Raw genomic sequence first — 12,743 nt, forward strand, 5'->3', positions numbered from 1 at the left:
TCTACAGATCAGCATTGAGACGCAATCTCCATGCCAGCCGTAAAACGCCCGGTAGCCGAGCCGATGCAGCGATTGGCGTGGCTATTTCGGCGGCGTCTCGATCTTTTTTTCGGCAATCACTTGGCTGTCTGGCCTGCGGATGGCGCGGACATTTTTAATGAGAAGGTCGAGCCGGGAGCCTTCACGCGCTGCCCCGATTCCGTTGTTTCGCCTGGGCCTAAACCCGCTTGAGCTCGGGTGATGATTTTTATATAGAGAACAATGACTCGCTTTAATTCCGGAAAAGAGATCTTTCATTGGACCTTTCGTCAATCGAGATATTCCTCGCCGTTGCCAGCGATCGCAGCGTTACCAAGGCCGCCAAGGCGGTCGGGCGGGTGCCGTCGAATGTGACGACGCGCATCCAGCAACTGGAGGAGGACCTTGGTGCATGCCTGTTCAGCCGTGACGGCAAGAAGATGACGCTGACACGGGAGGGCGAAACCTTTCTCGCCTATGCCAACCGGCTGATGGCGCTGGCGCTTGAAGCGCGTCAAGCCGTGCGGCCTCTTGCTCCATCGGGAACATTGCGGGTCGGCACGATGGAAAGTACGGCGGCAAGCAGGCTGCCGGCGGCGTTGACGCAATTCAATCAGATGTGGCCCGACGTGTCGCTGCATCTGACGATGGGCGCGTCTCGCGATCTCGCCCGCGATGTTCTGGCCGATGTGCTGGATTGCGCGCTGATTGCCCGGCCACCGAAGGCGATGCGGGAGGAGGATTTGGAGTTCGATGCCGAACTCAAGGCGCTGGAGATGGAGACGGTCTTCGTCGAAGATCTGTTGATCGTGCTGCCGTCCGGGCATCCCGCCATCAAATCCGCGGCCGACATGCGTATCGGGTCGCTCGCGGCTTTGGAACCCGGCTGCACCTATCGCCGGATTGCCGAAGACTGGGCGCGCAAATCGAGCGACCTGCCGACGAGCCAGCACGGTTCCTATCATGCGATCCTGGCGAGCGTTGCGACCGGGAATACGGCGGGTGTGATGCCAAGGTCCGTTCTCGATCTCATGCACTGGCCGACCGCCGTTCAGACCCATCAGCTCGGGCCGGTCGAGACCCTGCTGGTCTACCGCAAGGATCATTGCCCCAGTGCCTTCAGCGCCTTCCATGAGGTGCTTGGTGCAACCAAAGGCAGAGATGTCAGGCTGGCAACAAACTAGCGCCTGGGTCTCTTCCTTCGCCCTCCAGATAATTCTCATTCATCATTGGTCTTCGCATGCAGTTACCCGTTTCACCGAAGGTGGGGCCGAGCCGTTTTCGCCGCTTTCGCTTGTTTTCGCCCATTCTGGCCGGCGCAACGCTAAGAGAACGATTAATTGCCTGTTTCGGCGCCTTGCTGGGCATCGGTCTCACCGGCGTCATCAGCGGTTATCTGTTCGGTCAGGGGCCGCATCTTCCGCTGATCGTCGCACCGATGGGGGCGTCGGCGGTGCTGCTTTTCGCCGTGCCGGCAAGCCCGTTGGCGCAGCCTTGGTCGATCATCGGCGGCAATACGATTTCCGCCACGATGGGCATCATTGCCGCGTATTTCATTCGTGATCCGATCATTGCGACGGGCGTCGGCGTTTCGCTGGCCATCGGGGCGATGTCGTTCACGCGATGCCTGCATCCGCCGGGAGGGGCTGCGGCACTGACCGCCGTGCTCGGCGGCCCCGTCGTTGCCGGCTGGGGATTCGTCTTTCCCTTCGTGCCGGTCGCTTTGAACTCCTGCATACTCGTCGGGCTCGGGCTGCTGTTCCACAAGCTTTCCAGGCGGAACTATCCGCACGTCGTTCCTAAGCCGGCGGAAAACACCCACCAGACGATCGATCCGCCATCTGCTGTGCGGGTGGGCTTTCGCGAGGAGGATGTCGACGCCGCCCTTGAAGCGCTCGACGAAACCTTCGATATCGACCGGGCCGACCTCGGGCGACTGCTGCAGCAGGTCGAGCTGCAGGCAGCCATCCGATCAAACGACAAGATCAGCTGCGCCGATATCATGTCGCGTGACGTGATCGCCATCGGTGAGGCGTCTGGGCCGGACGCCGCGCGGCATCTTCTTTTGAAGCATAATATCCGTACCTTGCCGGTGAAGGATCCGGAAGGCCGTCTGATCGGCACTGTCGGCTTGCGTGAATTGTTTGCGGACGGCGATACGATTGCCCATGCGATCTCCAAACCGGCGACGGCGAGAGCTTCAGATGCGGCTCTGTCGCTCCTGCCAGTTCTGACGGACGGGCGCACCCATGCCGTCATCATTGTCGACGACGACCACCGGATCCTCGGCCTGATATCGCAGACCGACCTTTTGAGCGCCGTGGCGCGGCTGCTGCCGAATGACGGCGACACGATCGCGGCCGTGGCGTGAGCTTGTCGAGCGGCTCGGATTGCCGCCGGAGATCTCGCTGTCACAGGCTGCATGCTGCGTCGTCATTTCCGCGAAGTTGCCGTCTACAACTGCGGGACTTCGGACGTTTCCGAAATGATCCCGGCGATGACCTGAAACGGATGTGGAATGCGCTTCGCGTCAATTTCCTTCACCTGCGACCGGCAGGAATATCCTGTCGCCATAAGGATATCGGTATCGCCGGCCGCATCGACTTCCGGTTTCCAGCTCATCGCGTAGAGGCGTTCGGAGATCGGGCGGTTGCGGGCCTCGTGCCCGAAGGTGCCGGCCATGCCGCAACAGCCGGTTTGCGCAACCTGAAGGTCAATGCCAAGGCTTTCGAAGATCTTTTGCCATTGTGCGACGGAGGCCGGCGCATTGGTGCGTTCGGTGCAATGAGGCATCAAGCGGAAGCTGTTGCCCTTGACGACCGAAGGGGAAGCGGCGAGCCGGTCGAGATTGGCGGCGAGCCATTCCTGGGGAAGAAGGACTGCCGCCTTCAGCATTCCTTTATACTCGCTGCGGAAGGCGAGCGTCATCGACGGATCGAGGCCGACAAGCGTCATTCCGGCATCATCGAGCTGCTGAAGATAGCCTGCTGTCCGTTGGGCTGCATCGGCGAAGCGTCCGAGATAGCCATGCACATGCAGGGCTTTGCCATTGACATGGGAGGCCGCGAGAAGGGGTGAGAAGCCTGATTTCCTGGCGAGAACGATTGCGGCGAGTGCAACGTCAGGATCGAAATAGGCGGTAAAGCTGTCGGCGACGAAGACCACGCTCCGCTGCCTTTCACCCGGCGACAGCGCTTCGATCGTCTGAGCGGTCGCAAGCGGCACGCCGAGGCGGGCGGCTTCCTTTGCCAGTGAGATTTGCGGCAGACGCGGCAGCGAGGTCAGCCCCACCACACGCATCAACCTTCTGCCGACCCGCGTGCCGACGACCATGTTGTAGGCGGGGCGGATGCGCTGGACGAGCGGCAGGGTCGTCTCGATCGCCGCGACCAGCGGGTCCTTCAGCGGACGGAGATAACGTCCGTAGTAGAGTTCCAGGAATTTCGAGCGGAAGGCCGGCACGATGACCTTCACCGGGCATTGCCCGGCGCAGGCCTTGCAGGCGAGACAGGTCTCCATCGCCGCGCGCACCTCATGGGAAAAATCGTCCCGATTTGCCGGGCTCAGCGAGTTGAAGGCGCGTCGCGCGAGGCTCGCGAGCGGAGCGCTTCGCCGCAGGCGCGTTGCCTCATCGCGGGGATCGATGCCATTTTCGGCAAGCAGCCTCAACCATTCCCGCATCAGCGCGGCACGGCCCTTGGGCGAAAAGCGCCGGTCGCGCGTCGCCTTGTAGGAGGGGCACATCGGGCTCGTTTCGTCGAAATCGAAACAGGCGCCATTGCCGTTGCAATAGGCGGCATTGTCGAAGGCGGAGCGGATCTGGTTGCCGATGATACGGTCGGTATCTCCCCGCAGCGGGACATCGTCGATCTTTGTCAGCGCCTCTGACGAAGGCGTGGCAATCTTGCCCGGATTGAGCCGGTTATCCGGATCGAAAGCCCGCTTGATTTCCTGCAGGCAGGGATAAAGATCGCCGAAGAATTCAGGCACATATTCCGAACGCACCCCTTTGCCGTGCTCTCCCCAGAGCACGCCGCCATATTTGCGGGTGAGCGTCACCGCGGCGTCGCTGATCTCCCGAACCAGCCGGACATGAGCGTCGCGGGTGAGGTCAAGGGCTGGCCGCACGTGCAGCACGCCGGCATCGACATGGCCGAACATGCCGTAGGAAAGGCCAGCGCCATCGAGAAGGGCGCGGAATTCGCGAATATAGGCCGCCAGATTTTCCGGCGGCACGGCCGTATCCTCGACGAAGGCGACAGGCCTGACCGGCCCCTCCACATTTCCGAGCAGGCCAACGGCGCGCTTGCGCATCGACCAGATCGCCTCGACCTCAGCATGGCCTCGGGCAATCGTGTAACCGGCATGGCGGGTGCTTATGCCGGCGTCGAGAGCTGCGGTCACTTCCGAGAGCTTGCGTTCGAGCTCCTCCTCGTCGTCGGCGAGGACTTCGACGATATTGATGCCATCGGTCACCGCGTCCGGTTCATCCGGAAAAAAGCGGGCGATGCCGGTCCAGACGATGTCGCGTCTCGCAAGACCAAGTACTTTCTCATCGATGGTCTCCACCGAGGCGACCTTCAGCGCCGCGAGATCGCGGGCGTCTTCCAGGGCGGTATTGAAATCGCCATAGCGGATATTGATCAGCGCCGCATGAGCGGGGATCGGCAGAAGGTTGAGTTCGGCTTCGGCGATCAAAGCCAGCGTTCCCTCCGATCCGCAGAGAACGGCGTTGAGGTCGAAGCATCCGTCGTCGCGCCTGACATGGGCGAGGTCGTAGCCGGTCATGTAGCGATTGAGTTTCGGGAAAACCTCAGTGATCCGGTCCCGCTTTTCGCGTGTGATCCGCTCCACCGTTCTGTGGATCTCGCCGACGCGGTCCTTACCTGCGACGATCTCATCGAGCGCTTCCGCATCGAGCGGGCGCGACCAAAAATCGGAGCCGTCCACCAGCACGATGCGCAATCCGAGAATATGGTTGCTGGTCTTGCCGTAGAGGCAGGAACCCTGGCCACAGGCGTCGGTGGAGATCATGCCGCCGATCGTGGCGCGGTTGGAGGTGGAGAGTTCGGGCGCGAAAAAGAGACCGTAAGGTTTCAGCGCCTGGTTCAACTGATCCTTGACGACGCCCGCCTGCACGCGCGCGACCCTGCGGACGGGATCGATTTCGAGAATGGACCTCATGTGCCGCGAACAATCCACCACCACGCCAGATGTCAGGGATTGCCCGTTCGTGCCGGTGCCGCCGCCGCGCGGTGCAATACTTATTCCGCGGAACGTGGGTTCTGCCAGCACGGACGCTAGGTGCTGCAGGTCTTCTACGCCTCGCGGAAAAAGGATGCCCGTCGGCTCAAGCTGGTAAATGGAATTGTCGGTCGAAAATACGGTTCGGCTGGCCGGGCCGGTCTCGATGTCGCCCTCGAATCCCGCTTCGACGAGCCGCTGGAAAAACCCTGTGGCGGGGAGGGCGAGGGTAACCTTCGGCTGGAGGCGTGGAATCATTGCGAACCTTCAGAATGCACTCGAACTCTGTCACTAGCGCATCAGCCCCAGAATCGGAATCGATTTCCGAGGGCGATGTGAGGATCAAGTGCCACGGCTCCTTGCAGCGGCTGATAAAACGCGCAACGCCAGTCCCAGTCCCAGTCCCAGTCCCAGTCCCAGTCCCAGTCCCAGTCCCAGTCCCTGTCCCTGTCCGTGTGCGCGGCGGAGGCTGCATTATATCAGCCTTCGCCGTGACGGTTCCGTGCAGTCAGTGAGCAGCCGGTGGGCGTCCGTTTGTCTCGAAGAGACCGCGAGCCGCCTCGACCATCGCCTGCAGATGATTGGGATCGCGCACGCCCTGTCGGTAGAGCTCGATGATGATGCTCGCCATTCGTTCGGCTTCGTCGCTGTCTCTTGCCACTGCGTAATCGGCGCTGAGCTTGTCGAAGACGCGCTGGCAGGTTTCGAGATCGCGGGAGTCCAGCGGCACCTGCGATCGGTTTAGGATCGTTTGAACCATCTTCATTCCCTCGGAAAAGGCCCGCCAGGCGTGTCCAGGCGAGCCTGCGGCCTTGTCTTAAAAGTCCATACCGGCGCCGGGGGGCATCGCCGGAGGAGCATCCTTCTTCGGCTTTTCGGCGATCATCGCTTCCGTCGTCACCAGCAGGCCGGCGATGGAAGATGCGTCCTGTAGCGCGGTGCGGACGACCTTGGCCGGATCGATGACGCCCTGCGCGTAGAGATCGCCGAATTCGCCGGTCTGAGCGTTCCAGCCATAGGAAAATTCGCTCTTCTCGCGCAGCTTGCCGACAACGACCGAACCTTCGGCGCCGGCGTTTTCGGCGATCTGGCGAGCCGGGGCCTCGAGCGCACGGCGCACGATTTCGACGCCGACCCGCTGATCGTCATTGGCAGTCTTCAAATTGTCGAGTGCCTTGACAGCGCGCAGCAGCGCCACACCGCCACCGGGCAGGATGCCCTCCTCGACCGCCGCGCGTGTTGCATGCAGCGCGTCGTCGACGCGATCCTTCTTCTCCTTCACCTCGACTTCCGTCGAGCCGCCGACGCGGATGACGGCAACACCGCCGGCGAGCTTGGCAAGACGTTCCTGCAGCTTCTCGCGATCATAGTCGGAGGTGGTTTCTTCAATCTGGGCCTTGATCTGGGCGATGCGGCCTGAAATCTCCTCCTTCGAACCGACGCCGTCGATGATGGTCGTGTTTTCCTTCTCGACCGTGATCTTTTTTGCCCGGCCGAGCATATTGAGCGTCACATTCTCAAGCTTGATGCCGAGATCTTCGGAGATGACGGTGCCGCCGGTCAGGATGGCGATGTCTTCAAGCATGGCCTTGCGGCGGTCGCCGAAGCCAGGCGCCTTGACGGCAGCGATCTTCAGGCCGCCGCGCAGCTTGTTGACGACCAAGGTCGCAAGGGCTTCTCCTTCGACGTCTTCAGCGATGATGAGGAGCGGCTTGCCGGACTGAACCACGGCTTCGAGGATCGGCAGCATCGCCTGCAGGTTCGACAGCTTCTTCTCATGAATGAGAATATAGGGATCCTCGAATTCGACCCGCATCTTGTCGGCATTGGTGACGAAATAGGGGCTCAAATAGCCGCGGTCGAACTGCATGCCTTCGACGACCTCGAGTTCGGTTTCGGCGGTCTTGGCTTCTTCAACGGTGATGACGCCGTCATTGCCGACCTTTTGCACGGCCTCCGCCAGGAAGCGGCCGATTTCCGCATCGCCATTGGCGGAGATGGTGCCGACCTGGGCAATTTCGGCATTGTTGGATATCTTGCGGGCGTTGGCCTTCAGTTCTTCGACGATAGCGCTGACGGCGAGATCGATGCCGCGTTTCAGGTCCATCGGGTTCATGCCTGATGTCACGGCCTTGGCGCCCTCCTTGACGATCGCCTGGGCGAGCACCGTCGCAGTCGTGGTGCCGTCGCCGGCGATGTCGCTGGTCTTCGAAGCGACTTCGCGGACCATCTGGGCACCCATGTTTTCGAACTTGTCTTCGAGCTCGATTTCCTTGGCAACCGAAACGCCGTCCTTGGTGATGCGCGGCGCGCCGAACGACTTGTCGATCACGACGTTACGGCCTTTCGGACCCAGTGTCACCTTTACGGCGTTGGCCAGGATGTCGACACCGCGCAGCATTTTTTCGCGGGCTTCGACGCTGAATTTGACTTCTTTAGCAGCCATGTCCTCACTCCTTCATCGGCAGCTAGCGCATGTCGCCAAGTGTACAGCGGTTTTGCGAGAACGACATGCGAAGAAATTAAGATCCAAAGCGCGAGGGACGACCCTCAGAGATCGCAACGCGCTTTAGCGTTGACTTCCGACTTGATGGACTCAGGCGGCCTCTTTCCGCTCGCTCTGAGCTTCGATGATACCCATCACGTCGCTTTCCTTCATGATCAGCAGGTCTTCGCCATCGATCTTGATCTCCGTGCCGGACCACTTGCCGAACAGGATGCGATCGCCGACCTTGACGTCGAGTGCCTGGATTTGGCCGGCATCGTCGCGTGCGCCGGGACCGACGGCGATGACCTCGCCTTCCTGCGGCTTTTCCCTGGCGGTGTCGGGAATGATGATGCCGCCCTTGGTCTTTTCCTCGGAATCGACGCGGCGGACGAGAATGCGGTCATGAAGCGGTCGGAACGACATGTCTTCCTCCATAGACAAACAATGACGACGGTGTCGGTGCTGGCCGGACCGGATTGATGAGATCCGGACGGGTGCAAGTCGCGCGCATTGCGCGAATGATCTGGTTCGAGCGTTTTTCGATTTCAAGAGGAGCAGGAGAAAAATTAGCACTCTCTGCTGTCGACTGCTAGCAACTCTCCCGGGAACAGAAGCCCCCTTCCTGCGTTCGACATAATGAAGATAGTCGTCCCCTCGTCTCGAAGGCGAGTTCAAACTGCACAAGGCTTGAATCCGGACGTCGGCGTTCCTAGCTCTCTGGCGATCGAGGCTCGATGAGCTCGATCACCGTCCCACGTCTTAGGAGTGAGTGACATGGAAGAGAAGACCAATATAATCAAAGACCTCAGTATCGAGGAACGCGAGGAGATCTTCGTCGATATCGCTCGCACGCTGGAGGATACGGCGCGTGAGGCTCTTGTCGAAGGCAATACGCAATTTGCCGTGCTCTCCAACAACATGGCCGAAGCGATCCGCGTCAATGCCGACGAACTCGCCAGGGACGATCCCGAGAATGCCGAGCGCGTGTTGCTCCAGGCAACGGCGATGATCTCGCAGTTCGAGGCCGTGCACCCCTATCGCATGGTAAGCATGGCCGTTCACTGATTGCCGGCAGGACGGCTTGGCTTGGCCGCCCGCTCGAATCAATCGCCAGCATGCGGAACTCTCGCGGCTGGCGGAGGTTATTGGATCACAGCATCGAAAGGTGATCCATGACCACTTCCCCAACCAACATCTCACCCGAGAGTGGAACCGACGATGCGCGCTCCTTCGACACGCAGCAAGCTGAGGCCGATCGCCAGGCGGCATTGGAAGCCGCCCGCTGCAATGTGCGTTCGACGTTGGATCGCGAGAGCGGCACCGAGACCCCAAGCCTGAAACTGGCGAGGGAGTATCTCAGTCTCGGCGGGCGGCGCCGGTCCAAGATCGACGACAACATCACCACTGTTCGTCAATGGAATGAGGATCCCCCGGCGGCCGAACGCTTTTGGAAAGAGCGAGTGGAGACGCTTTCAAAGGATCAGCGCAAACAGGTGGAGGATTTTCTTCCGACCATCAACACGCCTTGAAGATGGCCGCCCGGCTCGTCGCCGCGCGCCAAATTGAGTAGCGAGGTCAGGTCGAAACTGGAGAAGATCATGGCCATAGATAAACACGAGCAGATACGCCGGCGCGCCTATGAAATCTGGGAAGCCGAAGGCCGCCCTGAAGGTTCGGACCTGCGTCACTGGATGCAAGCTTGCGACGAACTGGCTGGCGAAGACGAGCATGAGACGCTGCAAGACCTGCTTGATCAAGACGACAGAGATGATGCGGCCTTGCTGCAAGGAGCCGGGGAAAGCGGTGATCTCGATCCGCCGCGAGCCGACCTTGGTGTTGCCGGCTCCACGACGCCCGATATCGAGATAACAACCGGGGAGAACCCTTCCCGGCGAAAAATCAGAAGGACCGAAGGACCGTAACCGCCATGCAGCATCTCGACCATGCCATGCAAATCGCCTTAGAGGCGCATGAAGGGCAGGTGGACAAGACCGGGCGGCCATTCTTTGAGCATTGCCAGCGGGTCGCGCTTCTCGTGTCGGGAGACGAGGCGCGAACGGTTGCCTATCTTCACGACGTCGCCGAAAAAGGCAGTGGCTGGACGCTCGACAGGTTAAGGGAGGAAGGCTTCCCGCCGGCGATCATCTCTGCGGTGGATGCCTTGACGCGGCGGCCCGAGGAGCCTGACGACGAATTCGTCAGACGCGCCGCATCGAATTCGCTGGCCCTGCCAGTCAAACAGGCGGACCTTGAAGACAATCTCCGACAGGCCGAACAAGCCGGCAAGAAAACCGAAAAATACCAGCGCGGTCTGGATCTCCTGCACGACATCCGGAACGAACGCTAGGTCTGTTCGGGCGGTGCCGGCGAAAGTCCCGAAGAATGTCTGCCGTGCGTCCTCTTGCATCACCGGATATTTTCCGCCTCGCTCGCAACCATTCTTCAACCATAGAAAGCGGAGCACCCTGAGGCCGACCTGAGGTGAGGGTCGTGTTAACCGGTACGACCTATAGTCGCGCCCATGTGGATGAACGAGGGAACGGTCGTGTCCGGCGAACTGCACACAATCTTGGCAATGGATGGCACGTTGGCAGGCCTGCAGGGTGTCGGCGACGCCCTCGAGCGACATGGTATCGTGCTGCGCGTTCACCTCGACCGAGCTGAGTTTCACGAATGCGCCGCCAAACGACCGCTGCCGGCGCTCATTCTGCTGGACGCCCTGTCGCCGGAGGGAGGTGGGCTCGAAGACTGCCGGCGTTTCAAATCAAAGCCTATAACGTGTGATATTCCAGTCATCATTCTGGTCTCGCCGGAGGACGAGGAGAGCCGGATCGGAGGGCTTGCCGCCGGTGCGGTGGATTGCGTTTCCAACCTTGTCTCCGCCGCGGAGCTCGTCGCCCGCATTAAGCGACATATCGAGCTCGGCGCAGTCCGCGCGCGCCTGCAGCGGCGCAACGAGCAACTCGATACGGCACTTGCCAGCATGGGACAAGGCGTCTGCCTGTTCGACGAGGCCGGCCGGCTGCTGCTTTCAAACAACCGTTATGCCGAAGTCTACGGACTTGATCCCTCCGTCATCCATCCGGGACAGTCACTCAAGGACATCCTCAACCTGAGACAGGGGGTCGGCGCCGTTCCCGCCACCTCGACCTCGGAATATCTCGCCTGGGCCGAAGCGACCAATAGGGGCGATACGCCTCGGGATTGGATCAAGGAACTCAAGTCGGGCCAGATCATCCGCGGCTATCATCAGCGCACGTCGGACGGCGGATGGGTATCGACCCACGAGGATATCACGCAGGCCTGGCAGGCTGAAAAGGCCCTTGCGAAGGCGCATGTCCAGGCAGAACGCGCCGAGCAGGAGGCGCGGGCAGCGCATTCACGTCTTCTGGCGGCTTTCGAAGTCGTCCCGGAAGGTCTCGTCCTATTCGACGAGGAAGACCGCTTCGTCCTCTGGAACCAGAGATATGAGCAGCTTTACGCCGAAAGCGGCGATATGCTCGTAAAAGGCATGCGCTTCGAAGACCGCCTGCGTGCAGGCCTCGAGCGCGGCCAATATCCGGAAGCGGTCGGACGCGAAGAGGAATGGCTGGCGGAAAGGCTGGCCCATCATGCAAAGCCCACCAGCAAACACGAGCAACGCCTACCCGGAAACCGCTGGATACGGATCGAAGAACGCCAGATCTCCGAAGGCGGCAGCGTCGGCATACGTGTCGACATTACCGATCTCAAGATGCAGGAGGCGTCGTTCAGGCTGCTGTTCGAAGGCAACCCGATGCCGATGTGGGTTTACGATCATGAAACGTTGAGATTTCTCCACGTAAACCAAGCCGCCATCGATCACTACGGCTATCGTCTGGAGCAATTCCTGACGATGCGACTATCCGACATCGAGGCGCAGGAATCCAATCCGCCGCAGGCCGTCGTTTTCGATGTCGAGGATCCTGCGTCGTCCCGCTCTTGCCGCCATCTCAAGGGAGATGGCGCGGCCATCGAGGTCACCGTCTATTCCACCTGCTTGAACTACAAGGGCCAGGCGGCATCGCTGATGGCTGTCGTCGACGTCACCGAGGCCAAGCGCGCCGAAAAGGCATTGCTGCAGCACCGTGACACGCTTGAAGAGATGGTGCGCTCCCGCACGGTCGAACTGGCGCGGCAGACAGAAGAGCTCGAACGGATGCTCGAACAGGAAAAGCAGATCAACGAATTGCAGCGGCAGTTCGTCTCGATGGCGTCGCATGAATTCCGCACCCCGCTTGCGGTGATCGACGGCGCGGCGCAACGGCTCATTCGGCGCAAAGAGGCAGCGACGCCGGAGTTTCTTTGCGAAAAAGCCGATCAGATCCGCAGCTCGGTTTCGCGCATGCTCGAACTGATGGAAAGTATTCTTGCTGCCGGGCGGCTGGACCATGGCAGGATCACCATCGTGCACAAGCCGTGCTCGATCGCGGAAATCATCGAAATCTGCCGCGCCCGCCAGGAGAGCATCCGGCGCACCCACCGTTTTCTGCTTGACCTCGATCGGCTTCCTCCGACCATCTATGGGGATCATCCTGCGCTCGACCAGGTCTTCAGCAATCTCTTCTCGAACGCCGTGAAATACGCACCGGATTCGCCGAACGTCCACGTCACCGGATGGCAGGAAGGGGACAGCGTTTGCATCACTGTCCGCGACGAAGGCATCGGCATCGACGCCGATGACCTCCCGAAGATGTTCCAGCGTTATTTCCGTGCCAGAAGTTCCACGGGCATTGCCGGCACTGGCATCGGCCTTAATCTCGTCAAGCAGATCATCGAGCTTCACGGCGGATCGATAGAAGTGACAAGCAGCCGCGGGGACGGCACGACGTTTACGCTTCGGATTCCGATCGGCGCGGAGGTGCCAGATCAGTTGCGTGTCGCTGCCGGATAGGCAGACGGCATCTTCTCCGAGCGGCGGCGGCCTTCGCTGTTGGTCGCATTGTTTAGCGCTCGCCGCTGGGAGATGGAGGTT

General features: G+C 60.8%; 12 protein-coding genes. 7 read left to right on the forward strand and 5 right to left on the reverse strand.

What is annotated here, in order from left to right; translation table 11 throughout:
* Positions 1 to 81: 81 nt before the first annotated feature.
* On the reverse strand, positions 82 to 297 hold the full coding sequence (locus J7U39_RS21350; RefSeq protein WP_210631781.1) for a hypothetical protein: 216 nt from the start codon (positions 295 to 297) through the stop codon (positions 82 to 84).
* Between J7U39_RS21350 and J7U39_RS21355 the strand changes: the two genes are divergently transcribed.
* Positions 297 to 1,202, forward strand: a complete 906-nt coding sequence (locus J7U39_RS21355) for a LysR substrate-binding domain-containing protein (RefSeq protein WP_210631782.1) — start codon at positions 297 to 299, stop codon at positions 1,200 to 1,202. The two genes, J7U39_RS21350 and J7U39_RS21355, sit on opposite strands and share 1 nt — an antisense overlap.
* Positions 1,203 to 1,258: 56 nt before the next feature.
* Positions 1,259 to 2,389 carry an HPP family protein gene (locus tag J7U39_RS21360; RefSeq protein WP_210631783.1) on the forward strand — a complete coding sequence of 377 codons (1,131 nt, stop codon included), beginning with the start codon at positions 1,259 to 1,261 and terminating at the stop codon, positions 2,387 to 2,389.
* 83 nt (positions 2,390 to 2,472) lie between these two features.
* Here J7U39_RS21360 and J7U39_RS21365 read toward each other — a convergent pair whose 3' ends face one another.
* From J7U39_RS21365 to J7U39_RS21380, 4 genes are all read right to left on the reverse strand, one after another.
* A complete protein-coding gene (locus J7U39_RS21365; RefSeq protein WP_210631784.1) occupies positions 2,473 to 5,520 on the reverse strand; it encodes an FAD-binding and (Fe-S)-binding domain-containing protein in 3,048 nt (1,015 codons plus the stop codon).
* A 250-nt stretch (positions 5,521 to 5,770) separates the two neighbouring features.
* Positions 5,771 to 6,022, reverse strand: coding sequence for a hypothetical protein (locus tag J7U39_RS21370; protein ID WP_210631785.1), 252 nt, complete (start codon positions 6,020 to 6,022; stop codon positions 5,771 to 5,773).
* A 57-nt stretch (positions 6,023 to 6,079) separates the two neighbouring features.
* Entirely contained in the window at positions 6,080 to 7,708 is a 1,629-nt protein-coding gene (groL, locus tag J7U39_RS21375) for a chaperonin GroEL (RefSeq protein WP_210631786.1), read from the reverse strand.
* 150 nt (positions 7,709 to 7,858) lie between these two features.
* A complete protein-coding gene (locus J7U39_RS21380) occupies positions 7,859 to 8,173 on the reverse strand; it encodes a co-chaperone GroES (protein ID WP_210631787.1) in 315 nt (104 codons plus the stop codon).
* Between the two features lie 351 nt (positions 8,174 to 8,524).
* Between J7U39_RS21380 and J7U39_RS21385 the strand changes: the two genes are divergently transcribed.
* The 5 genes from J7U39_RS21385 to J7U39_RS21405 all read left to right on the forward strand — a co-directional run bounded on the left by J7U39_RS21385 (position 8,525) and on the right by J7U39_RS21405 (position 12,662).
* The gene (locus J7U39_RS21385) at positions 8,525 to 8,815 is read left to right on the forward strand and encodes a hypothetical protein (protein ID WP_210631788.1); all 291 of its coding nucleotides are present in this window, start codon (positions 8,525 to 8,527) and stop codon (positions 8,813 to 8,815) included.
* Positions 8,816 to 8,922: 107 nt separating this feature from the next.
* Complete coding sequence (locus J7U39_RS21390; protein WP_210631789.1) at positions 8,923 to 9,279, forward strand: hypothetical protein; 357 nt, start codon at positions 8,923 to 8,925, stop codon at positions 9,277 to 9,279.
* A 69-nt stretch (positions 9,280 to 9,348) separates the two neighbouring features.
* A complete protein-coding gene (locus J7U39_RS21395; RefSeq protein ID WP_210631790.1) occupies positions 9,349 to 9,672 on the forward strand; it encodes a DUF2934 domain-containing protein in 324 nt (107 codons plus the stop codon).
* A 5-nt stretch (positions 9,673 to 9,677) separates the two neighbouring features.
* Positions 9,678 to 10,097 carry an HD domain-containing protein gene (locus J7U39_RS21400; protein ID WP_210631791.1) on the forward strand — a complete coding sequence of 140 codons (420 nt, stop codon included), beginning with the start codon at positions 9,678 to 9,680 and terminating at the stop codon, positions 10,095 to 10,097.
* 174 nt (positions 10,098 to 10,271) lie between these two features.
* Positions 10,272 to 12,662, forward strand: a complete 2,391-nt coding sequence (locus J7U39_RS21405) for a PAS-domain containing protein (protein ID WP_210631792.1) — start codon at positions 10,272 to 10,274, stop codon at positions 12,660 to 12,662.
* Positions 12,663 to 12,743 lie beyond the last annotated feature (81 nt).

The sequence above is a fragment of the Rhizobium sp. NLR16a genome (genome assembly GCF_017948245.1).
Lineage (GTDB): Bacteria > Pseudomonadota > Alphaproteobacteria > Rhizobiales > Rhizobiaceae > Rhizobium.

Excerpts from the sequence above, each read along its gene's own strand:
- J7U39_RS21390 (WP_210631789.1), top strand. The coding sequence starts at position 8,923 with ATGACCACTTCCCCAACCAACATCTCACCCGAGAGTGGAACCGACGAT.
- J7U39_RS21380 (WP_210631787.1), bottom strand. The coding sequence starts at position 8,173 with ATGTCGTTCCGACCGCTTCATGACCGCATTCTCGTCCGCCGCGTCGAT.
- J7U39_RS21395 (WP_210631790.1), top strand. The coding sequence starts at position 9,349 with ATGGCCATAGATAAACACGAGCAGATACGCCGGCGCGCCTATGAAATC.
- J7U39_RS21360 (WP_210631783.1), top strand. The coding sequence starts at position 1,259 with ATGCAGTTACCCGTTTCACCGAAGGTGGGGCCGAGCCGTTTTCGCCGC.
- J7U39_RS21385 (WP_210631788.1), top strand. The coding sequence starts at position 8,525 with ATGGAAGAGAAGACCAATATAATCAAAGACCTCAGTATCGAGGAACGC.
- J7U39_RS21350 (WP_210631781.1), bottom strand. The coding sequence starts at position 297 with ATGAAAGATCTCTTTTCCGGAATTAAAGCGAGTCATTGTTCTCTATAT.
- groL (WP_210631786.1), bottom strand. The coding sequence starts at position 7,708 with ATGGCTGCTAAAGAAGTCAAATTCAGCGTCGAAGCCCGCGAAAAAATG.
- J7U39_RS21405 (WP_210631792.1), top strand. The coding sequence starts at position 10,272 with ATGTGGATGAACGAGGGAACGGTCGTGTCCGGCGAACTGCACACAATC.
- J7U39_RS21365 (WP_210631784.1), bottom strand. The coding sequence starts at position 5,520 with ATGATTCCACGCCTCCAGCCGAAGGTTACCCTCGCCCTCCCCGCCACA.
- J7U39_RS21370 (WP_210631785.1), bottom strand. The coding sequence starts at position 6,022 with ATGGTTCAAACGATCCTAAACCGATCGCAGGTGCCGCTGGACTCCCGC.
- J7U39_RS21400 (WP_210631791.1), top strand. The coding sequence starts at position 9,678 with ATGCAGCATCTCGACCATGCCATGCAAATCGCCTTAGAGGCGCATGAA.